Source organism: Alicyclobacillus pomorum DSM 14955 (assembly GCF_000472905.1).
Classification (GTDB): Bacteria; Bacillota; Bacilli; order Alicyclobacillales; family Alicyclobacillaceae; genus Alicyclobacillus_A; species Alicyclobacillus_A pomorum.
In genome coordinates this window covers 1-25059 of record NZ_AXAR01000011.1, presented here as the reverse complement: position 1 = coordinate 25059, position 25059 = coordinate 1, and the positions used below count along the sequence as shown (strand labels likewise).

29 protein-coding genes are annotated in these 25059 nt (G+C 51.2%); 22 read left to right on the top strand and 7 right to left on the bottom strand.

Annotated features, from left to right (window positions below; translation table 11 throughout):
- Positions 1-15: 15 nt before the first annotated feature.
- From YWK_RS0111830 to YWK_RS0111815, 4 genes are all read left to right on the top strand, one after another.
- A complete protein-coding gene (locus YWK_RS0111830) occupies positions 16-1554 on the top strand; it encodes a cobyric acid synthase (protein ID WP_035466889.1) in 1539 nt (512 codons plus the stop codon).
- Positions 1548-2126 (top strand): histidine phosphatase family protein, encoded by a 579-nt coding sequence (locus tag YWK_RS19685; protein ID WP_051375531.1) that lies wholly within the window; start codon positions 1548-1550, stop codon positions 2124-2126. Before YWK_RS0111830 ends, YWK_RS19685 begins: the two co-directional genes overlap by 7 nt.
- Positions 2123-3097: an adenosylcobinamide-phosphate synthase CbiB gene (cbiB, locus tag YWK_RS0111820; RefSeq protein WP_026964963.1), complete on the top strand. Its 975-nt coding sequence runs from the start codon at positions 2123-2125 to the stop codon at positions 3095-3097. The genes YWK_RS19685 and cbiB overlap by 4 nt, the downstream gene beginning before the upstream one ends.
- A gap of 127 nt (positions 3098-3224) precedes the next feature.
- Complete coding sequence (locus tag YWK_RS0111815) at positions 3225-4313, top strand: pyridoxal phosphate-dependent aminotransferase (RefSeq protein WP_026964962.1); 1089 nt, start codon at positions 3225-3227, stop codon at positions 4311-4313.
- Here the strand turns inward: YWK_RS0111815 and YWK_RS0111810 are convergent.
- Positions 4260-4919 (bottom strand): histidine phosphatase family protein, encoded by a 660-nt coding sequence (locus YWK_RS0111810; protein ID WP_026964961.1) that lies wholly within the window; start codon positions 4917-4919, stop codon positions 4260-4262. The genes YWK_RS0111815 and YWK_RS0111810 overlap by 54 nt on opposite strands.
- 88 nt (positions 4920-5007) lie before the next feature.
- On the opposite strand from YWK_RS0111810, the gene YWK_RS0111805 reads away from it, so the two are divergent.
- The 7 genes from YWK_RS0111805 (at position 5008) to YWK_RS19665 (ending at position 11267) form a co-directional block, all read left to right on the top strand.
- Positions 5008-5865, top strand: a complete 858-nt coding sequence (locus tag YWK_RS0111805) for a uroporphyrinogen-III synthase (RefSeq protein WP_035466832.1) — start codon at positions 5008-5010, stop codon at positions 5863-5865.
- The gene (locus tag YWK_RS19680; protein WP_051375530.1) at positions 5862-6392 is read left to right on the top strand and encodes a precorrin-2 dehydrogenase/sirohydrochlorin ferrochelatase family protein; all 531 of its coding nucleotides are present in this window, start codon (positions 5862-5864) and stop codon (positions 6390-6392) included. Before YWK_RS0111805 ends, YWK_RS19680 begins: the two co-directional genes overlap by 4 nt.
- A gap of 125 nt (positions 6393-6517) precedes the next feature.
- Positions 6518-7093, top strand: coding sequence for a peptidoglycan-binding domain-containing protein (locus tag YWK_RS22505; RefSeq protein WP_026964959.1), 576 nt, complete (start codon positions 6518-6520; stop codon positions 7091-7093).
- 298 nt (positions 7094-7391) lie between these two features.
- Positions 7392-8561 carry an MGDG synthase family glycosyltransferase gene (locus tag YWK_RS19675; protein WP_051375529.1) on the top strand — a complete coding sequence of 390 codons (1170 nt, stop codon included), beginning with the start codon at positions 7392-7394 and terminating at the stop codon, positions 8559-8561.
- Between the two features lie 51 nt (positions 8562-8612).
- Positions 8613-9095 (top strand): divergent PAP2 family protein, encoded by a 483-nt coding sequence (locus YWK_RS22880; RefSeq protein WP_051375528.1) that lies wholly within the window; start codon positions 8613-8615, stop codon positions 9093-9095.
- A gap of 18 nt (positions 9096-9113) precedes the next feature.
- Positions 9114-9815 carry a polysaccharide deacetylase family protein gene (locus YWK_RS0111780; RefSeq protein ID WP_245578607.1) on the top strand — a complete coding sequence of 234 codons (702 nt, stop codon included), beginning with the start codon at positions 9114-9116 and terminating at the stop codon, positions 9813-9815.
- Between the two features lie 336 nt (positions 9816-10151).
- The gene (locus tag YWK_RS19665) at positions 10152-11267 is read left to right on the top strand and encodes an MGDG synthase family glycosyltransferase (RefSeq protein ID WP_169727176.1); all 1116 of its coding nucleotides are present in this window, start codon (positions 10152-10154) and stop codon (positions 11265-11267) included.
- A 59-nt stretch (positions 11268-11326) separates the two neighbouring features.
- Here the strand turns inward: YWK_RS19665 and YWK_RS0111770 are convergent, their stop codons facing one another.
- Positions 11327-11974, bottom strand: coding sequence for a TVP38/TMEM64 family protein (locus YWK_RS0111770; protein WP_026964957.1), 648 nt, complete (start codon positions 11972-11974; stop codon positions 11327-11329).
- A 293-nt stretch (positions 11975-12267) separates the two neighbouring features.
- Here YWK_RS0111770 and mreB point away from each other — a divergent pair, with 293 nt between their 5' ends.
- The 5 genes from mreB to YWK_RS0111745 all read left to right on the top strand — a co-directional run bounded on the left by mreB (position 12268) and on the right by YWK_RS0111745 (position 16202).
- The gene (mreB, locus tag YWK_RS19660) at positions 12268-13290 is read left to right on the top strand and encodes a rod shape-determining protein (RefSeq protein ID WP_084453667.1); all 1023 of its coding nucleotides are present in this window, start codon (positions 12268-12270) and stop codon (positions 13288-13290) included.
- 215 nt (positions 13291-13505) lie between these two features.
- Positions 13506-14108: a biosynthetic peptidoglycan transglycosylase gene (locus YWK_RS19655; protein WP_211231403.1), complete on the top strand. Its 603-nt coding sequence runs from the start codon at positions 13506-13508 to the stop codon at positions 14106-14108.
- Between the two features lie 218 nt (positions 14109-14326).
- The gene (locus YWK_RS0111755) at positions 14327-14863 is read left to right on the top strand and encodes an RNA polymerase sigma factor (protein WP_026964956.1); all 537 of its coding nucleotides are present in this window, start codon (positions 14327-14329) and stop codon (positions 14861-14863) included.
- Positions 14863-15366 carry an anti-sigma factor family protein gene (locus YWK_RS19650; RefSeq protein ID WP_035466831.1) on the top strand — a complete coding sequence of 168 codons (504 nt, stop codon included), beginning with the start codon at positions 14863-14865 and terminating at the stop codon, positions 15364-15366. Before YWK_RS0111755 ends, YWK_RS19650 begins: the two co-directional genes overlap by 1 nt.
- A complete protein-coding gene (locus YWK_RS0111745; protein ID WP_026964955.1) occupies positions 15363-16202 on the top strand; it encodes a DUF8173 domain-containing protein in 840 nt (279 codons plus the stop codon). The genes YWK_RS19650 and YWK_RS0111745 overlap by 4 nt, the downstream gene beginning before the upstream one ends.
- A 66-nt stretch (positions 16203-16268) precedes the next feature.
- Here the strand turns inward: YWK_RS0111745 and YWK_RS0111740 are convergent, their stop codons facing one another.
- Positions 16269-16874 (bottom strand): undecaprenyl-diphosphatase, encoded by a 606-nt coding sequence (locus tag YWK_RS0111740; protein WP_026964954.1) that lies wholly within the window; start codon positions 16872-16874, stop codon positions 16269-16271.
- Positions 16875-17013: 139 nt separating this feature from the next.
- Here YWK_RS0111740 and YWK_RS0111735 point away from each other — a divergent pair, with 139 nt between their 5' ends.
- Both YWK_RS0111735 and YWK_RS0111730 read left to right on the top strand, forming a co-directional pair.
- The gene (locus YWK_RS0111735; RefSeq protein WP_245578606.1) at positions 17014-17622 is read left to right on the top strand and encodes a DedA family protein; all 609 of its coding nucleotides are present in this window, start codon (positions 17014-17016) and stop codon (positions 17620-17622) included.
- 1 nt (position 17623) lies between these two features.
- Entirely contained in the window at positions 17624-18223 is a 600-nt protein-coding gene (locus tag YWK_RS0111730) for a DedA family protein (RefSeq protein WP_026964952.1), read from the top strand.
- Positions 18224-18336: 113 nt separating this feature from the next.
- Here the strand turns inward: YWK_RS0111730 and YWK_RS0111725 are convergent, their stop codons facing one another.
- From YWK_RS0111725 to YWK_RS19645, 3 genes are all read right to left on the bottom strand, one after another.
- On the bottom strand, positions 18337-18981 hold the full coding sequence (locus YWK_RS0111725; RefSeq protein ID WP_026964951.1) for a nitroreductase family protein: 645 nt from the start codon (positions 18979-18981) through the stop codon (positions 18337-18339).
- A 357-nt stretch (positions 18982-19338) separates the two neighbouring features.
- On the bottom strand, positions 19339-19560 hold the full coding sequence (locus YWK_RS0111720; RefSeq protein WP_084453682.1) for an ABC transporter permease: 222 nt from the start codon (positions 19558-19560) through the stop codon (positions 19339-19341).
- A 54-nt stretch (positions 19561-19614) separates the two neighbouring features.
- A complete protein-coding gene (locus YWK_RS19645; RefSeq protein ID WP_169727174.1) occupies positions 19615-20004 on the bottom strand; it encodes an ATP-binding cassette domain-containing protein in 390 nt (129 codons plus the stop codon).
- Between YWK_RS19645 and YWK_RS19640 the strand changes: the two genes are divergently transcribed.
- From YWK_RS19640 to YWK_RS0111700, 3 genes are all read left to right on the top strand, one after another.
- Positions 19899-20330 carry a VOC family protein gene (locus YWK_RS19640; protein WP_051375524.1) on the top strand — a complete coding sequence of 144 codons (432 nt, stop codon included), beginning with the start codon at positions 19899-19901 and terminating at the stop codon, positions 20328-20330. The two genes, YWK_RS19645 and YWK_RS19640, sit on opposite strands and share 106 nt — an antisense overlap.
- Positions 20331-20439: 109 nt before the next feature.
- Positions 20440-20826 (top strand): SMU1112c/YaeR family gloxylase I-like metalloprotein, encoded by a 387-nt coding sequence (gene gloA2, locus YWK_RS0111705; RefSeq protein ID WP_026964949.1) that lies wholly within the window; start codon positions 20440-20442, stop codon positions 20824-20826.
- A 138-nt stretch (positions 20827-20964) separates the two neighbouring features.
- Positions 20965-21849 carry a DMT family transporter gene (locus YWK_RS0111700; RefSeq protein ID WP_051375523.1) on the top strand — a complete coding sequence of 295 codons (885 nt, stop codon included), beginning with the start codon at positions 20965-20967 and terminating at the stop codon, positions 21847-21849.
- A 205-nt stretch (positions 21850-22054) separates the two neighbouring features.
- Here the strand turns inward: YWK_RS0111700 and YWK_RS0111695 are convergent, their stop codons facing one another.
- A complete protein-coding gene (locus YWK_RS0111695; protein WP_026964947.1) occupies positions 22055-22819 on the bottom strand; it encodes a MerR family transcriptional regulator in 765 nt (254 codons plus the stop codon).
- Between the two features lie 992 nt (positions 22820-23811).
- Between YWK_RS0111695 and YWK_RS19635 the strand changes: the two genes are divergently transcribed.
- Positions 23812-24627: an alpha/beta fold hydrolase gene (locus YWK_RS19635; RefSeq protein WP_051375522.1), complete on the top strand. Its 816-nt coding sequence runs from the start codon at positions 23812-23814 to the stop codon at positions 24625-24627.
- Positions 24628-25059: the final 432 nt, after the last annotated feature.

Below are 25059 nucleotides of genomic sequence, written 5' to 3'. Positions count from 1 at the left end.
GTGGCCAAGAGCCTCATGGTAATGGGGACAGCTTCAAACGTAGGAAAGAGTGTCTTATGCACCGCCCTCTGTCGCATTCTCGTCCAGGATGGCTACAGAGTGGCTCCTTTCAAGGCACAAAATATGTCGCTCAACTCTGCGGTGACACCGACAGGTCGAGAAATTGGCCGCGCCCAGGCGGTCCAGGCGGCCGCTTGCGGCATTGCCGCCAATGAGCACATGAACCCAGTACTATTGAAACCGACCAGCCTCGACAAGTCGCAGGTGGTGCTTCAGGGCCGAGTCTACGAGACGACATCCGCACGGGCGTACTTTCAGGAACGAACCGGCGAAATCTGGGATGCCGTGGTGGAGAGTTATGAGTACCTGGCAGCGCGCTACGACGTGCTGGTCATCGAAGGCGCAGGAAGCCCAGTCGAAATGAATTTGAAATCCCGGGACATTGCCAACATGCGCACCGCTGAACTTGCGGACGCCGACGTGCTGTTGGTCGCAGACATTGAGCGCGGCGGCATCTTCGCTGCCGTTGTCGGGACCTTGCAATTGTTGTCGGCGCGCGAGCGTGCGCGGATTCGAGGCGTGATTGTAAACAAGTTTCGCGGTGACCGCAGCCTGTTTGACGACGGTGTTCGGCTGCTGGAAGAACTCACCGACGTGCCGGTGCTCGGTGTCATTCCACATCTTCGGGACTTGGGCATTGAAGAGGAAGATTCCGTGGCCCTGGATGAAAGGCGGTATCGCTCTGCGTCATCGGACGCGCCGGACCGGGAGGCAGTTCGGATTGCGGTCATCCAACTTCCACACATCTCAAACTTTACGGACTTCGATCCCCTGTTCCTCGAGCCAGGCGTCCACGCCTACTTCTGCCGGCGGCCGGAAGACGTCGGTGCGGCGCATGCCGTGCTTCTTCCCGGTACCAAGAACACCATGGAAGACTTGCAGTGGCTTCGGGAAACAGGATTCGTTGACGTCCTCGCTCAGCGTCGTGCAGAAGGAGCCGTAGTATTCGGCGTGTGTGGCGGCTACCAGATGCTGGGCAAGGAAGTCCGGGACCCGAAAGGCCACGAATCGAGTATTCCGGTATGTAAAGGACTTGACTGGCTTCCGGTGGTGACGACCTTGGAGCATGAAAAAACCACGGTGCTCGTGCAAGGCCATCTGGAAGGGGCGTTTGCCCCCATCCCCGTGTCAGGATATGAAATTCACATGGGTCAAAGCCTTGGCCTCTCAGGATATCAACCATTCGCCACTGTCCGTCAAACCACGGACGATGTGACGCGGCCAGACGGCGCGGTCAACGCCGATGGAACGGTGATGGGAACCTACCTGCACGGGATTTTTGACAACGATGCGTTTCGCCAGGCCTGGCTGAACCAGGTTCGCGAACGCTTTGGCATCTCACCCCCCGTGTCCTCCGCGTTGTCAATGGCGAGTACTCGCGCCCAAGCTTTTGACAGACTCGCAACCGTCGTGCGGGAGCACTTGGAAATGGATGCGGTGTACCGGATGATTGGACACCCACCGCGCGCTACAGGGAGCCACTCGACATGCTGACGTTCCTTCGTCACGGTCAAACCGTTTGGAATCGGGAAGGTCGTATTCAAGGCACTTTGGACATACCGTTATCTGAGACAGGGCGGCGGTATGTCGAGCAATTCGTGGCGCAGCATCCCTGTCCTGCCGCTCAGTTGATCTGGACCAGCCCACTGGCTCGCGCTCGAGCGACAGCCGCCATCATCGCGAGGGGGTGGGCCAAGGGCCACGCAAAGTTGCCGATTCGTGAACTGGATCTCCTCACGGAAAGACACTATGGGAACTACCAGGGTCAACGATTGACCGACCTCCCCAAGAAGGTTCTGGTGGAACGCGAAGAACTACTTCAAGGGGACGGCGTGGAACCTTGGCATCGAGTGAAATCTCGCGTTGTGGAAGCGCTCCGGATGATTGCCGCGGAAACGGATGAAGCGATTGTGGTTGTGCACGGCGGTTGGCTCAAGGCGATGCACGCACTCCTCCAGACTGGGTTGGAACATGAGAACGCAGACAACCTTTCCTGCTTTTCGCTTGCGCGTTCCACACTGGTCCTTGCGCTTCAGGAGGTTCATTTAAGGGAGGCGTCTAGTTGAACGGACTGTTCGCCGCTGCGTTGGCGCTCTTGGTCGACCGGGTTGTTGGAGATCCCACCTGGCTGCCTCATCCTGTCGTCATCATGGGCAAATATATCCGCACGTTTGAGCGACGGGTAAATCACTGGGCTAGGGGGTCCGCCAGCGGATTGCGCTGGCGAGGCGTGGCACTGACGTTGACGACGACGTGCGGGGCGGCACTGGTGACCGCCTTCATTGGGTGGGCAGCCCGGCAGGTATCTCCGGCCTTTGGAACTTTCGTCAACATCTGGCTCATCTCCACAACCATCGCTTGGAAGGGGCTGGCGCAAGCTGGCAAGGACGTGTACCAGGCGCTTTCCAGCAACGGCCTCGACGCAGGACAACGTGCGGTGGGGATGATTGTCGGACGAGACACAGAGACTATGTCAGAGACGGATGTGGTGCGGGCCACCGTGGAGACACTGGCCGAGAACATCGTGGATGCCATCGTCGCGCCGGTTCTGTTCGCGGCCCTGGGTGGAGCGCCCCTGGCCATGTTTTACCGTGCCGCCAACACTCTTGACGCCATGGTTGGGTACAAGAACGAGCGGTTTCAGCATTTCGGCTGGGGCTCCGCCCGGTTGGACGACGTCCTCAACTACGTCCCGGCACGCGTCACGGTATGTCTGATGTATCTGGCGCTCTGCGTGCGTCATCGTCCTGCCCTGTCCTCTTGGCGAGTCATGCGCCGTGACGCACACAAACACCCGAGCCCGAACAGTGGCTTGCCAGAGGCCATGATGGCAGGTGGTTTATCCATCCAACTCGGCGGCTGGAATCTGTACGGGGGTATCCCTTCATTTCGGGCCCATCTGGGAGACGCGGTGAAACCCCTGGTGAGCGAGTGCATTCCGGAGGCCGTCGAGGTGGTCAACGACACCGCATGGATCCTGTTGTCTCTCGTCACGCTGGGAGGCGGCGCGATATGGTTCTTCATCACGGATTTCTAATGAACGCCGCCCTGTTTCGCAATCATGCCCACACCAAAACACCGCACAGGCACGACCTTGACATGTGCGTGTGGCTCACGGCAGTCACCCAGATTCACAGTGCGACCATAAAGAAGGAGGAGGTTCTGTGCACGGGGGCAGAATCTATGCGTATGCAGAAAGCGATGGTATCCCGGTAGAATCCATACTGGATTTCAGCGCGAATCTTCACCCGTGTGGACCGCCGGCATCGGTGCTAGAGGCCGTCCAATCTGCACTGCCGCTCATTCAACACTACCCGGACGAGCGACAGCGTCGTGTGAAGGAAGTGTTGTCAGAGCGCTTCAACGTACCGACAGAAAGCCTGGTCTGTGGAAACGGCGCATCAGAGGTGATGGAGCTCGTTTTCCGCACAGTCAAACCACAGCGGACGTGGATCTTGGAGCCGGCATTTGGGGAATACGAAGCCATCGCGCGGCGATGCGGATCGCACATTATGCACTGTACACTCAGACAAGATGATGCGTTTACACTGCCGCTGGCAGCATTGTCGGAGTGGGTTTCGGAAGGCGACATGGTGGTCATCAATACGCCACACAACCCTTCGGGCCGCCACTTTCCCAAATCCAGTTGGTTTGACGCGGCCCGGTCCTGGACGAAACGCGGGGTACACGTCCTGGTGGACGAATCGTTCCTCGACTTCATGGAGCGCGATGAAGTAGAGTCAGGAATGTGTGAATCTGTGCACAATCCGCGGTGGCACACCATTCGCTCTGCTACTAAAATTTTCGCTATTCCAGGTCTGCGTTTCGGGTTCGCCGTACTGCATCCCGATATGGCGCAACGTGTGAACGCAAACCGGGACGGGTGGAGCGTCAATGCGCTGGCACAAGTCGCAGTAGCGGCGGCTTACCAGGAGCCGTCGTGGCTTGTCCAAACGTACCGGTGGCTCGCACAAGCGCACGCCTTTGCGCACAGCACGTGGGGAGCCGATGCGCGTATCCGAATGTTTCCGTTTGATGTAAACTTCTTTTTAATCCGGTTGAAAAGTGAGGATCTCAGTCTGTTGATTCAGAGAGAACTGCGTCGCCGCGGACTCTATGTACGCAACTGCGAGTCATTTCGCTTCCTCGGTCCTGCGTATATCCGCATAGCGCTGCGGACGGAAGCCGAAAATCGAACGTTATGGCAGACGTTCTCGGACCTGTTGGATAGAGCGAGTGAGCGATTCGGGTAGATGTGCAGTGTCACTCCAACGTACTACCTGTGGCGAATCCGTAGAAGGGAAGACGACTTCAGAAATGCTGGCGTGGCTAGGTTGCCATTTCTGAAACGCGCCCAGCGGGTGGTTCTCCAGATGACAGCGCCACAGCCCAAGCATCGCTCCGTGTGTCACCACGCAGACGGTGCCGGTACCCGGCCGTTGCACGATGTCTTGAATGGCAGCCATCATCCTGCGAAGTGCGTGACTTCGGCGCTCACCACCCGGGAATGCAAAATCCGACACGTGTTCGTCCAATGCGTGATCAATCAATTCTTTGTATTGCTCATACGCGGTAAACATGGAAAGACCGTCCATGATGCCGAGATCGATTTCGGCCAGGCGGTCATCCTGGAGAACGGGGCATGCTCCCTGTTTGTCCGCAATGGCTGTCGCTGTTTGCCAGGCCCGCTGGAGTGGACTGGAGACGATGTACGATATCGGTTGCGTCTGAAGCCGGGTTGCAAGACACTCCGCCTGTTCAAACCCGAGCGGATGCAAGGAGGTATCCCGCCGGCCAATAAATCGATATGCCAGGTTATCCGCCGTCACGGCGTGTCGGACAAAAAGCAGATGATTCAACAGACAAGTCCCTCCTCAGATATTCGTTGTATATGATGCCGAAGAAGCCATCACGGTGCAATGGGGAAGGACTTGGAGACACAAACGAATGGGAAGAACGGAGGAATGTCCTGTGGAAGGGTTGCACGGGAAAACGGTCGTCCTCACGGGGACACGAAAGACGGAGGAACTTCGTACACTGGTGGAAAAACTGGGAGGCACAGCTGTTCTGCGGCCACTTCAGGGGGTTGTCAAAGCAGACCCAGACCATGTGCGAGGCGAATTGCAAAAACTTCTCGGTCAACCGTTTGATTGGATGATTTTCACGACGGGAATCGGCGTGGAGCTGTTGCACCAAAGCGCGCAGTCGTCTCATCAAGAGACACAATTTCTGGCGGCGTTGCGCCAGGCTCATATCGCTGTACGCGGGTACAAGACAGCGCGGTATCTCAAATCCATCGGCATTGATGCCACAGTCCGTGATGAGGACGGCACAACCGCCAGCCTGTTGACGGGGATGGAGCGCACAGGGCTGTCCAACAAGACTGTGGCATTGCAACTGCATGGAGAACCTGCTCCAGAGCTGGTTGACGTACTGCGGTATCGGGCTTCCTACGTGGCAGAGATCATGCCGTACCGACACGTTCCTCCAGAAACGGCTACGCTTGAAGTACTCCTCCGGGAAATACTCGAAGCGAAGGTGGACGCTGTCACGTTTACGAGCACGCCCCAGGTACGATTCCTCATGGAATACGCGCGCAGTCGACAGTGCAAAGACGCACTGGTTGCGGCGTTTTCACGGGTTATCCCTGTGGCCGTTGGAAAAGTGACAGCGGAGGCGTTGCGGACCGAAGGCATCACACAAGTGGTCTGGCCAAAAGAAGAACGAATGGGGAGTATGATGATTGCCCTTGCTCGATATTTCGCTGAGGGCGACGCAAACGCCACAAAGGAGGCTCGTATGTGACAGAGTCACCGACGTATTATGCCGCTTTTTTGAATCTCCGCAATCGACTGTGTGTTGTGGTTGGCGGCGGCAAAGTGGCAGAACGAAAAATCAAGAAACTGTTGGATTGCGGGGCTTGTGTCCGGGTCATCAGCCCGGAGGTTCGGTCGCAGGTGCAACGATGGGCCGAAGAGGGGCAAGTAGAGTGGGTGCGTCGGCCATACGCGCCAGGCGATGTCTCTGATGCCTGGCTGGTTTTTGCCGCGACGAATGACAGGCAGGTCAATCGCGTGGTCTGGGAAGAAGCTGAGCACGCTGGCAAGTTGGTGAACGTCGTCGACCATCCCGCCTCGTGTACGTTGACGGTGCCGGCCAGCACCCGTCTGGGTGCCTTACAAGTCGCGATTTCCACTTCAGGAACGGATCCGGCTGCGGCGGCCAGGCTGCGCCAAATTTTGGAGCAGGACTTGGAACATGGAACAAGCAGGTTCCAGCAAGAAATGCTGAATTTCCTGGCGCGGGATGAGAACACGACATCTATCCCTTGAAACTGTGAAACACTGACCGCGGCTCCTCCGTCTAATCAGTTGGTGCCGTTGAATGGCAAATCATTCGCTGATGTGAACGAGAATCGCGCCGGCACTGATTTGATGCGACCGAGGAGGCGTTATTCATGAGGAAAAAGTTGCTGACGTTCGCCACTGCTTGTGCATTGACCAGCTTCCCGCTGACAGCGTTTGCCGCGACATCAACTCAAGGTCACGCAGAAGCCATCACAACCGAAAAGACTGCACCCCAACAAGCGACAAATAGCTCCACTTATAACGGGAACTATAGTGGTGAAACCGTCTCCGTTGGAGCTCGTGTCCGAACAGGACCCGCAACACCTTATCCCACCGTAAAAACTCTGCCAGGCAACCACACGGTACGGTTTACGCAAGTGACGGAGGGGCAGATGGTTGGCGGTACCAATGCGTGGTATTTTGATGCAGCGGATAACGGGTGGATTTCTTTCAGCGCACTGAAATGGGTAAGTTATCCGGGAAGTGTGGTTCGATATGGCAGTCATGGACCTTTTGTGGAGGAAGTTCAGTATCAATTGAACCGCCTAGGCTATCCTTCTGGCACCGTAGATGGAATTTTTGGTACGAACACACTGAATGCAGTCCGCGCATTTCAAAAGGCCGATGGACTCACGGTGGATGGCATCGTCGGACCTTTGACGTGGAGTAAACTATTTTCAATATAAAGATTGTCACCGAGTGACAGGAGCATGCTCCTGTCACTCTTTGTTATTCAGGTTGTCGAGAAAGTCCGAAACTCGCTTCGTCTACTCTAGGACAACGACATGCTGGGTCAATCCACCACGATTCAGACGCTCGTAATTTTATTGCATGTGAACTTTTTATGCGTCACACTTGTCTATATAATGTGTCGAACCTTGGTATCCATCGCGGATACCGGAGCCATGTGCTTCGGATCCGAGAATCATAGCTCACATAGAAAAGATACTGACGATTTGGGAGCGGATTGGGAGGCAGGAGAAAATGCCTAGAGTACTACTGTTTACAGCGTCCTTCGGTAGTGGACACAACCAGGCTTGCCATGCCGTAAAGGAAATGTTGGAAGAAAGAGGAGCGGTGGTGAAGGTGGTCGATTTAGTCAAACTCCTTCATCCGTCTGTCCGTCCGATTGTGACGCGCGTCTTCTTACAAGTGCTCAAGAAAGCTCCATGGTTGTACGGCGTGATGTACGATGCATTGTCCACAAACCGGTCCAAGTCATTTGTCGAGAGGCAATTATTTCGGCTAGGAAGAAGAAAGATATCGTCGATTCTCCAGTCATTCCAACCTGATGTGGTCTGTAGCACGCATCCCACGTCAGTAGGAATAGTCTCTGAGTTGCGCGCGCGTGGGATGACATCAGTTCCAAATGTGGAAGTCATTACAGATTATACTGTGCATGGACATTGGGTCCATCCAAATGTCGATTTATATTGCGTTGCATGCGAAGAAGTCGGTCGAGAATTACAACGTATGGGGGTTCCCGCTCGTAAAATCCATGTAACGGGTCTACCTATTCGTAAGGTGTTCAACGAAATGCAAGAAGTTCGAGATGACCCCTCTCGAAGACTGCAACTGCGCCTCAAAAACGGCATCGATGGAAACAAGCCTTTATTTCTGGTCATGGGGGGAGGTGAAGGAATCATTGGTACAGCGTCGATGTGGGAACGTATCACAAAGCGCGTCGATGCGCAGTTTGTGATTGTGTGCGGAAAGAATCAAAGATTATATCACCAACTCCGTGATTTAGAGTCCAACAACGTGCGGGTGTTTGGGTACGTGCCAAACATCGAACAGTGGATGGCCATGGCGGACATGCTGGTTACGAAAGCGGGTGGACTGACCATGACAGAAGCATTCAGTCTGGGACTCCCCATGCTGTTGTTTCGTCCCATTCCTGGACAAGAATACGCAAATGCTTGTTACGCAGTGAAACGCGGCGCAGCGCAATTGTTTTATTCTTTGGCGGACGCCGAAAGAATCATGTCCGAATTTGTCGCAGAGAGAGAACAAAGAGCAAAGTTCCATCTGGGCACCGCAAACCGTGATACTTCAAAAGCATCCAACCGTATCGCACAACTCTTACTGCACCCAGAGTTATTGATGGATGTAGAAACTCCGATTCATACCTGGATTCCTGCAGCGAGTGAGTAGGTACAGTTGGCTGTCGGAAATCGCTGAACGTAAGTAAGGGAGAGACCTGTTTTGCATGGTCAGGTACTATTGTTTTCTTCCATATTGGCGATGGTCGTTGCGCAGTTATACAAAGTTATCGCTTATCGATGGTATCATAAGGAATGGAAATGGAGTCGGTTTCTCGTTACCGGTGGCATGCCGAGTTCTCACACCGCGCTGATGTGTACACTGACAACGAGCTGCTTGTTCTTTTATGGATGGTCTTCACCTTGGTTTGCTGTGTCATTTGTTTCGTCCATCGTGGTAATCTATGACGCAATCGGGGTTCGACGACAAGCGGGGGAGCACGCACTGATTCTTCACGAGTTAATTGCCCAGTTACACGAAGCCGGAGTGGATATCAAACCTCACGTATTCCGGCGGTTTCGTCATTGGCAAAGGCAGGGGCACACACCGGCGGAGGTGGTTGGAGGCGTTCTTCTTGGAGTGGTCATAGCCCTCGTATCACACATTGTTCTGTGCCTTCAGGCGAAGGGAGCAATGATTTTTTAAAGAAGGATGTTGACTTCAGTGCAAATTCTGTGGATTACCATATGTTGTCTTGTCGTGCTGTTCGTCATCTATTCCATCCTGCCCAATGTGTTTGTCCGCGTATTCCACTGGCACTGTGTTTGGAGAGGACCTGCAACACGGTCCGTCGCTTTGACCTTTGATGATGGTCCGGATCCACGCTATACTCCAAGGGTGCTTGATGTTCTGAAAGACGCAGGAGTGAAAGCGACGTTCTTTGTCATTGCAGAAAAGGCACTGAAATATCCCAACATCATTCACCGGATGATGCGAGAAGGACACGAGATACAAGTGCATGGATATACGCATGCTTGTGTACCCTTGCTGCTGCCCAGCCGCAGCCGGAAGCAACTGCGTGATTCAGCACAAGCTCTGCATCAGGTTTTCGGAATCAGGACGTCGTTGTACCGCCCCACGTGGGGGCTTTGTAATTGGGTCGTCCTTGCATGGCTACACAAAACCAAACACAAGCTGGTTACGTGGTCGGTTATCGTTGGGGATTGGCGTAAAACGACCTGGGAAACGCTGATGAATAGAATTCTACGCAAGCTACATCCTGGCGCCATTATCGTCTTGCATGATAGCGATGAAACGTTCGGAAGTGAACATGGGGCGCCCAATGCAGTGATTGAGATGTTACCTAAACTCATTGAACATCTCAGAAGTCAGGGATATGATTTTTCAAAGGTATCCGATTGGTAGAAGTGTCTACACGACGCCCGCCGTAGATACAGTGGGCGTCGTCACATGTACACGCAAGGCGCATCTCGTCGTAGTGAAGCAATCTGGTATCATGTTCCAATTGTTCCTGCGTGAACTTTTTTCATATTGTTCTTGTCTATATAGTGATAGTGTCAGACCTTCGATGGTCGCTCAAACTGTGTGCTCTACATGTAGCCCATGATAATAACGGAGAGTGTTTTGCATGCTGCAACTCGCGAGTCCAGATTTGCTGTTTCCGTTCCGTCGTACATTGAAAGAAGTCATCTCCTTGCGGACGGCTGGTCATTCATCTATCCAATATTTGCTGGGATTCCAATGACGAGGGTGTTACTGCTGTCTGCGGGCTTTGGAGATGGGCATCGGCAGGTGGCAAATGCTCTACGCGAGTCGTTTATCCAGAGGGACGTCACTGTCTTTGAGGTTGACTGTTTTGAAAATACCAATCTCTTTCTTGCCAAGGTGAACCAGTGGCTGTATGAAGTAACGACCCGGTATTTCCCGGCGTTGTATGGGTTCATTTATAGAAAAACGGCGAACTTAAGTCCGAATCATGTACTTTGGAAATGGCTTTCCTTGTTTTCCCGCAAGGCGTTTGTTCGTGCCCTGAAACTGTACCAACCGGACATCGTGCTGCAGTTATTTCCAGATCATGGGGTAGAATTCGTGCCTCGGCAGCATGTCAAACCCTTTATCGGTGCAGTGATAACAGACTTTAGCGTGCATAGCCATTGGTTTCATCCGAACGTAGATGCATATTTTATCCCTCATTCTGCCATGAAATCGGACATGGAAGCGTTCGTTTCAAGTGGCGCGAAAATCATTGATTCTGGAATCCCAATCCGCAACCAATTTGTGATGAATCACAACGCACCGACACATCCCGACACCCCGTACATACTGTTCGCTACAGGCGGACGTGGGCTATTTCCAGACTTGGAGAACGTGATACAAACCATACTTACGAAGTTACCCACCGTTGACGTGTACGTGATGTGCGGTCGAAATACTGCCATGCTCCGTCGGATTGAGACGTTGATTCCGGGATGTCGGCGACTGCGTGCTTTACCGTACGTCGACAATGTCGCGGAGTTATTTCGCGGAGCGTCACTCGCCGTCGTGAAAGCCGGTGGCGTCACCGTCAGTGAGTGCTTGGTTTCACAATGTCCCATGATTTTTTATCGTCCACAACCCGGGCAGGAAGCGGATAACGCTGACTTTCTCGAACGAATGGGAGCGGGAAAAGTGGTTCGCAACGAGAGGGATCTCATAGATATCCTGACCAACAGGACTTTTTGGAGTGAAATTGCGCGAATGAAAGAGGTGTGTGCTTCATTGGCACACCCTGATGCATCTGACGTGATTGCTGAATATGTGCTTGGTCAGGTACACCAACACGCAACGCAATCGCCACAGTACAGTCAGGTGAAGTAACGATGCATCACGAGAGGGACAAGCAGCGGGCGCGTGTTGTCGCCGCGCCCGAACTCACGTCATTTGATGGACCTTTTCTTTACAACGTACGTAACACCCCAGAACATCACGATGGCCAGGCTACCGAGTGTCAGCCACCAAACCAAGCGACGTGATATACCGAGAAAAATGAGTGCGGTAGCGATATAATAGGGCATGATGGAAACGGCGCCTGTCCATATGTATGACCATAATCGTACGGAAGGTATGGTTCCCACGACATAGCTGATGATGAATCCTGGGAGTGGGAGGAGGCGCGCGAACAAAAGACCCGATGTGCCTTTCTCCTTCACCCAACGGTCCACTTGATGAAACCGGTCAGGCGTGACCACCGACCGCAATATCGGCGTCCCCACATACCGTGCAGCAACAAAGACGACGAGAGAACTGAGTATGGCTCCAATCCACGAATAAAAGGCACCCCACCAAGCGCCATATATTTTCATGTAAAGTACAAGTAGCCCTTCGGCAGGTAGCGGTGTGACACATGTCATGGCCATGACCAAGATGGCGGCCATAACACCAACCACGCCCCAGGAGCGAAGCACTTGAGAAAGCGCGTCGTGCCTGTCCAAATACAAAAATAACGTAACCACAACAACCACAACCAAGAGTGTGGAGATTGTCCATACCTTAGATTTAAACGCTGTAGCATCAGGCGTGACCACGTCATTCCCCCAACCTTGTGAACCAAAGTCAACCACCGCGCATCACTGTGGCAAGTATACATTCCCCTCATCCGTCTGGCAATCGTAACCGCCACAACGTTGCTCGTACAGTGATCATAGCGCGTGGTTCTTAGGCATAGCGCATCACGGCAAGATTCTGCGTTTTCATCCTGAACAAATGAACTTTTCACGTTGCATCTCGGTCTATATTACGAATGCAATCTTAAGACTCATCTCAAATACAAGGAGAAATGTTCGTTCTCCGGATATTACCATGGAGGCGCGCATCGGCGATGGCTGTAAAACAGGCAAGTCTGACTATCGATTCTGGAACTTCCAACACACGAGTGTACCTTCCGGGAAAAGGACTTGTGCTTCAAGAACCGTCCGTCGTCGCACTGAGACGAACGGGTGAGTTGGAATCAGCAGGCGAACAAGCAAGAAAAATGATAGGCAAAGCACCAGAGGCAATTCGTGTGATAAGACCCATACAACGTGGAGTGATTCATGACTTTGAAGCGGCGCGCGTCATGTTGGAGCACTTTATCAATCGAGCCAAGCCAAGTCACCTACTTTCCATGAAACCACGGTTCACCATGTGTATCCCATTGGGGCTGACCCCCGTGGAAAGGCAGGCGTATCACGATGTGGCCATACAAGCAGGTGCCAAGCACGTACGTCTGGTGGAAGGTGCGTTAAGCGCTGCCGCTGGAGCAGGGTTGCCAGTGAATGAACCGACAGGCAGCATGGTGGTTCATATCGGGGGCGGACGGACGGACATTGCGGTTCTCTCTCTAGGCGGAATTGTTACAGGAACATCTCTCCGAATCGGCGGGGACGATATGGATCAGTGTATTGCAGACTATTTAAAGCTTGCATACAACATTGCGGTCGGTGAAAACACGGCAGAACACGTAAAAATGCGTGCAACGAACACGGATAAAGACATGTCTTCAAACATTAACGGACGCGACCTGGCAAGCGGGTTGCCCAAGTCAATCACAGTGTCCCACGGGGAAGTGATACAGGCGCTGCAGCCCGTCGTAGACCGACTGGTGAATGGGGTAAAAAGCGTTCTTGAAAAGTCCCCTCCGGAACTTTCCGCGGACATCTACCGCAGAGGGATTGTTTTGACCGGAGGAGGAGCACTGATGAACAATGTGCGGTTGGCACTCGAACGGGAGACCAAGCTGCGCGTTGAAGTGGCAGCCAATCCATTGGACTGTGCCATCATAGGCGCTGGAGAAATGGTCGCACGGGATAGGCAGACCAAACGGCACCAGTTTATCTTTCTCAAGCGACAATTCAGTTTTTAGGTCTGATGAGGATGAGACAAACTGAGTGCGGGGGGATATTGATGAATGTGGGTGCAAGTGTCCGTCGTGAATCAAGAGAGCTACAGGTCGCGACGCGATTTCAACGTCGACTGAAAAAGATAGTCACAACAGCAATCATAGCGCTAGTAGGAATGACTGCTATCGAATATTACCTGGAAGATGGGTGTCCTGTGGGGCAGGAAGTAAGAAACGCTGTGGCGCAACAGAATCGTGTTCGGCATTCAACCATGCTGACTTACGAAGAAATTCCCGTCTTGTTTCGCAATGCCATTCTGGCTACAGAAGACCAGACCTTCATGTCAAATCCAGGAATTGATCCAAAGGCCATTCTCCGATCCGCCTTTGTTGATGCACAGTCTGGACAGTTTGCGGAAGGTGGATCCACCATTACGCAACAGCTGGTACGAAATGCATTGGGCTTATCGCAAGATAAATCCCTGTCGCGTAAAGTCACCGAGGCAGTCGATGCCATCGCCTTGACCAAACAGCTCTCGAAAGAGGAGATTTTTGCGCTATATACCAACGACATTTACTTTGGGCACAATGCCTATGGGCTCTACAACGCCGCCGAAACGTACTTTGGCATGCGACCGCAGCAATTGAACGACGGAGAGCTAACACTGCTCGCCGGGTTGCCCAACGCGCCCAGTGCGTATGACCCATTCCACTCCTTGCCCCTCGCACAAGAGCGGCAACGAAAGGTGGTTCGCAACATGGTAAATGCAGGGTTTATCACATCAAGTGACGCTCTTCGCATTCTCTCCGAACCGATACGACTCAAACACGGATCCCAGTGAAGTGGACTGGGGAGTAAGGGAGCAGAAACTGGCAACGATAATGGCGTTTACGTCATCTCAAAATGCCTAAAAAGAATGGAATGAACACCGTTCAGGTCTTTTTCGCCCGTTACTGAATCTCGACGTATCCAATGGGTACACGTGGGATTTTTGAGGGCTCGTCAATTCTGCTCATGTGTGGCGGAGGATACTGGATTCGTCGAGGAGGTGAGGCGTCTTTGAATGAATCCGATGTTGCCCTTATCCGTGCAGCGATGAGCGGACGATCCGAATCTTTCTCCACTTTGGTGACTCATTATCGGAACTTCGTTTACCGAACGGTGTACGGAATTCTTCGAAATGCCGCTGATGCGGAAGACGTGACGCAAGAGACATTCATCAAGGTCTATCAATCATTGAAGGGACTACGCCAACCAGAAACATTCCCGACCTGGTTGGCACGTACTGCCGTACGAACTGCGCTCAACTGGGTAGAAAAAAGTAATCGGTCTCGTGCCGCTCCGCTTGAAGGTAACATCGGTTACGTTCAACGGGATGAGTATCGTTCCACCCAGATACGCATTGATGTGGAGAATGCACTGAACCAATTAAGTCCGGAACATCGTGCTGTGATTGTTCTGCGCGAATTACACGGATTCAATTATGAGGAAATGGCTAGAATTCTTGAAGTTCCAGTGGGTACAGTACGCTCCCGATTGTTTAACGCTCGTACAAAACTTCGTCAGTTACTCAGTGACGAGAGGGGAGACGCATAGTGCAGTATCACATTCCACAAGAACGTCTTTCTGCTTATATCGATGGAGAATTAGTGCCTGAAGAGATGGAGGCCACGCGACGTCATCTGAACCAATGCCAAGAATGTATGTCGGTAGTGGAGAGCTATCAAGCGGTTGGCAGCAGTGTCCGTGCCCTGCTCGACAGCCTCTATGTTCCCGAAGGCATCGAAGCGACTGTCCTACAGCGCCTTGAGATGATGAGCGGGAGCAGGCAGACACGCCACTTATTCGAGGTATACCTGGCAGGCATGGCAGTTGCGTTCTTTGGCATGATGCTACTCATCATATCTCCGATTGGGCGCTTCGTTCGCGTGGTGTTTCGCCTGCTGGCAGCCATGCTGCATGGGCTGCTCATGATGTCATCTGTCCTTCAACTCGTTTGGATTGTTGGAGTAGGAGCATTCATGTTCGTGGTTTTGGGAATTTCATTGGTCGGCATTCGCAGGATGCTTCATTCCATTCAAAAAGAGGCTGTCTTATGAAGAGATACGCTCGAATCACTTTGGTATTCTTTATTTTGATGATGGTCACGTTGTCCATGCTGCCAATGAGTTTTGCGGGTGAACGCCGTTTAGACAACGTTGTCCGCAAGGAAACAACCACCATCCCAAAGGGTGCCACGGTCGAAGATCTTCTGGTTTTAGAACACGACGTGAACGTTCTAGGGAATGTTTCTGAAATTCTGGTGGTAATGGATGGGAATGTCCACATTGGACCAGCAGCGCACACCGGAATTGTTGTGGATTTAAACGGCACGGTGACGCAAGATTCGGGGTCCACTGCGGAAGGAATCTATCGTCTGTCGCTGCATAGCCCATTCTGGGGCGGTACCCTTTTTGGCATCACAGGCATGTTGTTACTGTGGGCGATGATGCTAGCACTGGGACTTGTGTTTATGTTCATTTCCGTATTGTTGACGTTTGTTGCTGGCAGACACATGACGACACCGCTCGCTATCCTCAAAAGTTCGGTGCGAAGAACTGGAATCATCGGTTTGTTAACTACGGCAGTGGTATGTTCCATGTGTGCACTGCTTGCCATCACAGAGGTAGGAATCCCTCTCGCTGGGATTGTGTTGTTGCTGTACGCCTTTGTGGGACTGTTGGGATTGGCTGTTGTGTCCACCTGGCTGGGAGATCTCGCATGCACATATGCGAAGGTGCGTAAGCCCATGTGGTTGAACGCCCTTGTTGGCGCGGGTGCTTGTGTCGCTCTCATGAACATACCAATTGTGGGAATCCTGTTAATGGTGGTGCTGTGGATGGTTGGGATTGGTGCGGTAACGGCTTCAATGTATAGAATGATGAAGCGTCGCTGATGGGTGACACAAGGGTATATTCATACTTGTAGAAACGAGCCCTCGCCAAGCGAGGGCTTTCCCTTATTAGGACATATGCGTTTCAGTTTGTACGGATGTTTGCCCAAACTTGAAAAGAGCGCAAAGAAACTTCGTGATTGGGTACAGGAATTGTGAGAAACGCCACATCACCCGGCCAGCAAATGTTCCGACCACGAAACTCGCTAGTACGTCTGTTGGCCAGTGCACACCTACATAGATGCGCGAAAAAGCGACCACCACAGCGAGAACCGTAAACGAGTAACGAATCCACCGGTTTGACTTTCCCCAAGTGGCTGCAGCAAAGCCAAAACTTCCCGATGCATGGTCACTCGGGAACGAAGCGTCCACACTGTGTGGAATGAGTTGCGTAAACGTACCTTTTGGTAAGGAGACAAAAGGTCGTGAGCGGAACCAAATATGTGAGATGACAACATTGATCAACAGAGCCAGAACGCCTGACAACCCCGAGATGATGAGTGCGTGGCGTCCTTGAATGTCCCGCTTTGGCAACAGGAACCATGCCAACACAAACAGGATGGCGTACAGTTCAAGCGCATACTGCGCGAAGAAACGCATCAAGGCATCCAGTATGGGATGGTGTCCTGCCATTCCGTTAACGGCATGAAAAACGGTTACGTCAAATGCGTTCAATGACTATACACTCCTCGTTGAATTTTCTATCTCGTATATAAGGAGACGCCTAACTTCTCAAAAGTTCATGGATGCCTATGAACTTTTTTAGGAGAGTCACGGTCTTTTCATTGAGACACGTAAGAGGGGTGGCACATTATTGGAAAACACAATTGTTCACTTGATTCAGTCATTAGGGTACTTGGGTGTATTCGTCGCAATGATCCTCGAAAGTGCCTGCATTCCACTGCCGAGTGAAATTATCATGCCATTTGGTGGATATTTAAGTTGGACGGGGCACTTGCAGCTATGGTGGGTCATTCTTTTCGGAACACTTGGGAATATCGTGGGCTCTATCATCGCATATTACGTGGGAAAGGTCGGCGGCCGGCCCTTGGTGAAACGTTACGGACGTGTGATTCACCTATCAGAAAAGCATATTCAAATGTCCGAGCGTTGGTTTGAAAAACGGGGCGAATGGGCTGTCCTGATTGGACGGGTCCTGCCTGGTGTTCGCACATTCATATCCTTACCAGCAGGATTCGCAAAAATGCCGGTGATTCGATTCACTGTGTTTACCGCTATCGGGTCGTTACCATGGGTGGCGGCATTAGCCTATGCGGGATACAAACTGGGACAGAATTGGGCAAACGTCAAACACGTGATGCATCCCTTTACCTATGCGGTGGCGGCGCTGCTGCTGATTATCATCATTCTTGTCGCCTTTGAAATACGTCGCCGAAAGAAAATGGTGGGTAGGGGGCAATAACGTGCACTTCAGTTTGGAAACATGGATTCACCAGTTCGGATACGTCGGGGTATTCGTCATATTGTTCTTCGAAATGGTTGGAATCCCGTTCCCAGCAGAGACCACTCTGACGCTTTCCGGCATTGAGTGGATGAGAGGAGGTTTCTCCTTAATCCCTCTTCTGTTGGCTGCGGGGCTAGGCAACATCGCTGGTTCAACGGTGGCATATGCGATAGGGAGATTTGTGGGACGACCGGTCATCGTGAGGTACGGACGGTTTGTTGGACTGACCAACGAGCGACTAGACAAGGCCAATGCAACGTTTGAAAAGTACCGTACGTCTGTGATTCTGTTCGCCAAGTTTATCGCAGGCATACGTGTGTTGATTCCGTACCTTGCCGGAATCAACAAAATGTCCTTTGGATTGTTTACCTTGTACAACGCCGTCAGTGCCATGGTGTGGGCGGGCTGCTTTATCATCGTTGGAAAGTATATTGAAGTGGCATGGAGCCAATATCAACAGACGCTGCATCCATATCTTGTTCCGTTGGTCCTCGTTGCGATTGTCGTGATTGCAACGGTAATGGGCCTTAAAATGTGGCGCACACGAAAGAAATGTTGAACATGATACGCCGGAAACCCGTATTGTCCACGTGGTTCACCGGCGTTTTCTGTTCCAGCTGTATCTATTGGACTTGTCTTTTGGAAGAGTGGAGCGAGACAATCGTAGGCCAATTACGACATCGTGTTCCAGAACACCACTTCATCCACGCCTAACCGTACGGTTGGATACCCGGGTTTCGCTGCTTTGCCCAGCGCAATCAACATGACGTTGACATAACGGTCAGGGATGTTGAACACTTTACGAAATTGTTCCACATCGTAGCCGGACATTGGAACCGTATCATATCCTCTTGCTTTCGCCGCAAGCATCAGTTGCATGGAAGCAAGACTCGCGTCAATCATTAAGGTGTTTTTCAAGTCTTCCTGAGTTTTGGATTCGAACCAGTTCTTTATCGTACTGAGGATTGAGTTTTTTACCTCTTCCGTCATATACCCTGCATCCACCGCTCTTTGATACACTCGTTCCCCTTGCCAGAATGCCTCCAAATCTCCCATCACCGCAATGATTGCCGAAGCGTCGAGCACTTGTTGCTGGTGGTAGGCAATCGGGTACAGCTTTTCTTTCAGTGCTTGATCGGTAATGATGAGAAACCGCCACGCGTTGAGATTGTATCCGTTTGGCGCGAGAATGGCTTCCCCAATCATCTCTTTGATTTCTTCATCCGGAATTTTGACCGAAGGATCATAATATCGCACGGAACGACGTTCCTTGATAATTTGATAAAAATCTGCACTACGTTTCAATGTCGTTTGCATCTTTGCACAACCTCCGGGTGTGTTCTCAACGCTGCATGTGTGCATCAAGACTGAAGTTCGTTTTCAGATTGTTCAGTAGCACAAACTCCTGCACAGGTGTTATTATGGTCCATAACACATCGATGAGGAAAGTGTTTAGCTGGATTACTCAATCGTGCGGCACATGGCGCAGAAGTCGCTGAGAAGGTGGCTTCTTGGGCTGTAGAGGTCGGACCCAGTCTCTTGTCTTCACTGGACGCAAGACGGATCATGATTTCAGTACTGAATCGCCTTGTACAGATCCACAAGACGGAAACCTCTGGTCATCATGGAAGACCGTCTCTTCTCTCTCATCGGATGGCTAGCTTTAGGATTGACTCAGTCCGCGCTCCAACGAAAGAAGCGCGCGGCAAGCCCCGTGAATACCACAAACATACCAGCGAGCACAGCGACGTCCAGTCCGTGTTTCCAAATGGGAGAAAAGTTCCATGTTTGTCGCAGCAAATCAATCACGTAGTAGAGCGGCAATACTTTAGCTATGTGCTGAATGAAACCTGGCATCATCTCGAGTGGAAATGTTGCGCCGGAGAGAAACAACATGAGGTTCACGCAAGAATAGCTTCACTTCCATCGATGCCAAGCGTCCCAGCGCTATCATACGGAACACTCCTTGTCGACGAGATAGACAAACAAGTCGTCAAGACTGCAGACCTCAAACCGAAATGCTTCAATTTTCCACTGATGTTCATCCGCCAATTGAAACAGGTGCAACGCTGTATTCTGAAGAGAAGCGCTGTACACGCGAACGGTCTCGAGGTGCCGTTCAACGCGCTCTACACCTGGCAGCGTTCGGATTAGCGCGATATCAGCCGCTTCCGATTCAAACGAGAGATAATTGGCCGCCGCAAGCCGCGTAACCAGACGTTTCGGCGAATCAAGTGCAATCACTTCTCCTTGGTGGAACATGGCCACCCTGTCGCAGAGCCGTTCCGCCTCTTCCATACCAAGATGCGAGAAAACAAGCAGAATTCTATGCGAAGACATTGAACGGGGAAATTCTCAACGTGAAAACATTCGCAGAGGCGCCCGGAGCGAAAGAAGAAGATAAGGATCGCGTGATGCATTTAACTTTCAAGGTCGGAAATCAAATAATTTATATGGCTGACAATGGGTCTCAGCCAGTTGATCGAGGCAACGGAATGGATCTTACATTAGAATTTGCATCCGAAGAAGAGGCTAAAGTTGCGTTTGACAACCTCTCACAAGGTGGGAAGGTGTTGATGCCGTTCCAACGCATGTTTTGGGGAACGACGTTCGGTCGCCTCGAAGATCCCTTTGGTGTCCGGTGGCAAATCTCTACAGAATCGTAAGGTGAATCGTCGGAGGTTACTCCGGCTATTCCTATTCCTATGGACTCTTGTGAATGACGGACAGCCCTAAACATTCTTGGTCGGTTCACTCCAAAGGAGGATTTTCTGAATGAAACTAAATCGCATCCATCATGTGGCAATTATTTGTTCCGATTACGAAATATCCAAAGAATTTTATACAAAAATTCTCGGTTTTGAAATCATGAAGGAAACATATCGTCCAGAAAGAGATTCATACAAACTTGATTTGAGAATGACGAACGGAGATCAAATTGAACTCTTCTCGTTCCCAAACCGCCCGCCACGTCCGAGTTATCCAGAGGCGTTAGGTCTGAGACACCTCGCGTTTGAAGTGGATGATATTGACCAAGCCGTCGCAGAACTACAGGCACTGGGTGTGCATGTCGAAGACATTAGAATTGACCCCGTAACAGGCAAACGATTTACATTCTTCGAGGACCCTGACAAACTACCTTTGGAACTGTACGAGAAGTAATGCGTGGTGACCGTCTACAGGCTGTTTCATTAGAAGAACTTTGTTCAAGATGCCATTCTCTTTGTTCAACCAGCAAAATGACTGACCTTGTCAAAACTCAAAGCGTTTCGTGCACTGCCAGGCAAGGGAGGTGTTGTGATGGCCATTTTTCAACGGCGATGGTTCGCTAATATGACTTTGCTTCTGATTGCGTTTGTCTGGGGAGCGACATTTACATTCACGAAAGACGCGTTGGCCAGTATAGATGTGTTCCCGTTCCTTTCCATGCGTTTCTTGATTGCGGGGCTCGTATTGTTCATCGTCGTTCTTGCATCGCCTCGTGTTCCTAATTCGTTTCATCCTCGAGCCATCATTATCGGCATTTTGTTAGGTGTACTTCTATTTGGGGGATATGCGTTTCAAACTCTGGGATTACAGACTATCACTCCCGCGATGAGCGGTTTCTTAACTGGATTAAATGTCGTTTTAATACCCATCCTTTCAATACCGCTTCTCCGCTCCAAGCCCACGTTTCGACTTTGGCTAGGTACATTGGTTGCCATAGTTGGTTTGGCATGTATCAGTGGGGTTCACTTCAATGGATTTAACGTAGGGGATATAGAGACGCTGCTTTGTTCCGCATTGATTGCACTACAAATCATCTTTGTAGAGAAATCAGGCTCGGATGTGCATGCATTGCTTCTTGCGACGATTGAAATTTTGGTCGTCGCGTTGTGCTGTTTTATTTGTAGCATGTTCGAGCACCCCGATGAACTGTGGAATGTTCATCTGTGGCTCCAACCATCGGTTTTATGGGCTGTACTGATTAACGCGATACTTGGAACGTCGTTTGCACTTTGGGAACAAAATGTGATTCAGAAATATACATCGTCGACCCAAATTGCCATCATTTTTTCGATGGAACCCGTGTTTGCGGCATTGATAGCTTGGTTCGCATTGGGAGATACGCTTACGCCTATGGAATTTATGGGGTCACTTTTGATTTTTGTTAGTATGTTTATTTCAGAACCTAGTATTCCGTGAGGGCGATTGATACCCAAAGTGAGCAAGTCTAACGTACATGAAGGATAAGCGGGATGAGTTGACAAATAATAAATAGTCCAATTTTGAGCGCGTACGACGGTGTAATCAGGGACCCCCATTTGTGAATGGGGGCCCTGTTGCACTAGCCAAAATTACATGCACCAAATACAGTTTCACCAACACATGTATACACATTAGGGGCCGCTTACTTCCTGAATCCTGTGTAGATATGGATGGCATCCCGAAGAAATTGTGCCGTGCCCGGCTGCTTTTCATCGTAATAGGCCTTAAACCGTTCATCATCCACATACATTTGGGCAAGTCTCGCGTGCGCTGCTTTACTGTACTCAGACCAAAAGTAGGTCAACCATCGCTTATGAAGGTCCGCCGCTTTTTGGGCAATATCACTGGCGGGATCTCCGGTTTTAAAAGCCTCAGCTAAAGTGGCTTTCACTTCATTCGCCAGGTGCGTAACCTCTTCATACTCCTCGGGCGTCATGTTCAACAATTTTTCGTTGGACTTATTGACGGTTTCGTCACCATACTTCTTGCGAATTTCTTCCCCATACTGTTTCTCGTTGTCATCAATCATCTTTTGTTTAAAACCCTCGAACTTTTCCTTGTCGGTCATGGTTATTCTCCCTTCTGTCATCGCAATGGTTTTGTCAACATTGGTTATCAGCAAATCTAACTGTTTTTTCTTAGCAAGCAGTTGCTCCCGGTGTTCCTTCAGGGCTTTCACTCTGTCGAATGAAGGGGCGGTCACAATTTGTTTAATGGTTTCCAGGTCCACTCCCAACTCTCTGTAAAACAGGATTTGCTGTAACCTATCTACTTCAGCCTGACCATAGATCCTGTATCCGGAGGAGTTTATTCTTGCCGGCTTAAGCAGCCCAATCTCGTCGTAATACCGAAGGGTTCTGGTAGTAATCCCGGCCAGCTTGGCGAGCTTCTGCACCGTATATTCCATGCGTTCACCTCCCGACAACGAAACTGTAAACCTTTACGCAACGTCAAAGTCAATCCCATTTTTATAGAAGGGCAAACACCTGGTTTCCGGACTGCACTAGACCTATTTCAGGTGCCCAAAGGAGCGTTCATTCGCGTCTGAGACGATGGCCGACGCTTCATGTGAAGGGGTGTGAAGGACAACGGGATCCGGTGTGTAAGAAACCCTGAAGCGCGACAGTGTAGGTGATGTTGATCCGTTCTCTCCAGATACTGTTTGGGATAAGGAATCAGTCCTCCTGGAAAATTAGAAACGAAATTTCGTCTGGATGATCCGGTGAGGAGGCATAGGGAAATGGGTGACAAGTGTTATTACTGTGAGCATGACATCGACCAAAGGGCGCACTATGTGACCTTTTATGAGACCGAAGAAGAACATGATGAACCATTGTGCGACTCGTGCTATGCCGAATGGCTTGAGTCTCTGAAAGGATGATCAGCTAAGACTGAACGAATCCATCTGCTTTCAGATGGATCTTGCCCTTGCAAGAGCTATGCAAATACGGCAATTCGCAGTTCCGGTTACGTTCTTCAACCGAACCCCACGCCATCTCTGCAGAGGGTGGGGTTATGGTTTTTGACGGAGTCATGATTTCAGCCAAAGTGTGCCTTTCTCTGCATCAACGGCTCTCGAGTATGATGACGGTCTGAGCGTAGAGTACATCGCGCAACGAACTTGGCCGGATGTGTCTCCACGGCCGCTAGGCTGATACATGCATCCTCGCGATTCAACTCCTTGGCGGAATCCATATCCTCGTGTAACCAGCCTTCTGTTGGCTTACAAGACCAAACCCATTACAAGCACATACCAAAAAGAGATAACGTCGCGCAGGAATGACAAGCAATTCCAGAACGTCCAGTACATAGTTTTAGAGAATAGGGTGTTAGGTGGACCCTTTGTCGGCGGATCTTGTTTTGTGGATATTCCATCACCTGTGAAGTGAGGTGCTTTTCATGTACACTGCCACACTTCGTAAGTTGACACTCCGTTGCGACAGGATGGGCTCGGGAGAACCGCTGGTTTTGATTCACGGCCTGGGCGAACGAAAGGAAGCATGGGTCTGCCAGTACGCGCTGGCCAATTCATATGATCTGATCATCCCCGATTTGCCGGGTCATGGCCAGTCAACACCTGCCGAAGAAGTTTCAATTGAGGCATTTGCACGGGACACCCTAGAACTGTTGGACGTTCTGGGAGTTGAAAGCGCACACATTTGCGGATTGTCGATGGGTGGTGTCGTCGCGCAAGAGATGTACCGTATGGCACCGGATCGTTGTCGGTCTCTCATTCTGGTCAACACCTTTTTCTGCGTTCCGCAGCTGATGCGGGCTCCGCTCTACCAGTTGTGGACGTGGCGCGCCAACTTCCTTCCACCAGAGTGGCGGATGTCACTGGCGGCGGCTACATGCCTGGTCGATTGGAAGCGCGAGACCCTCGAGCGCTTTCAACATGCCATGGAGCTCAATGCAAGCACCTATCGTCAGACGCTGGAAGCTTGTTTGCAAGTTGACAATACCGAGCTGTTGCCGCAAATCAAGGTGCCCACATTAATCCTTGCCAGTGATTACGACCTGCTAACGCCGTTGTGGGGGCAGGTGATGATGCACTACCTTATCCCTAGCTCACAAATGGTCATTCTCCATTGCGCAGGACACATGGCAAAACTGGAGCAACCGGATGAGTTCAATGGCAAGATCCTTGAGTTTCTTGATGGATTGAAATTCGAACAGTCATCGTCCAGTCAAGACGTCAAAAAGAGATGTGAATGAACCCCAGGTCTATTTTTGATCTTCATCGTGTTGATCTTCGTCCCTGCAGCACAGAAATATAGAGTGTGTGACCTCTACTTTATCCCTCACGAGAACGACTGTTCAATCTTGTTCCAGTTCATGGACCGTTTTCATGGACAGTTGGCCTTCTGTGCCGACACGTCACGTTGGTGTTGGCATGACAGGCCAACTGTGCAACCGTTGCGATGCCTACGTCAGAGCTCACCAGTCCTTGAGCAAGGTATGGCGTACTATGTGCGAATGCCGGAAACAATTTCCGGTGGATCTCCAAGAGAGATTCGTGCTATATTGGTCGACGTCGCTTGGAGAACAAGTGAAGCGGCAGGGCAGCAAAACCAAACATTTCCGCTTTACTTGAATGAGTGGAATGTGGTAACATAGTTGAGCTGTCTCGGGGCGGAGACTCCGGTC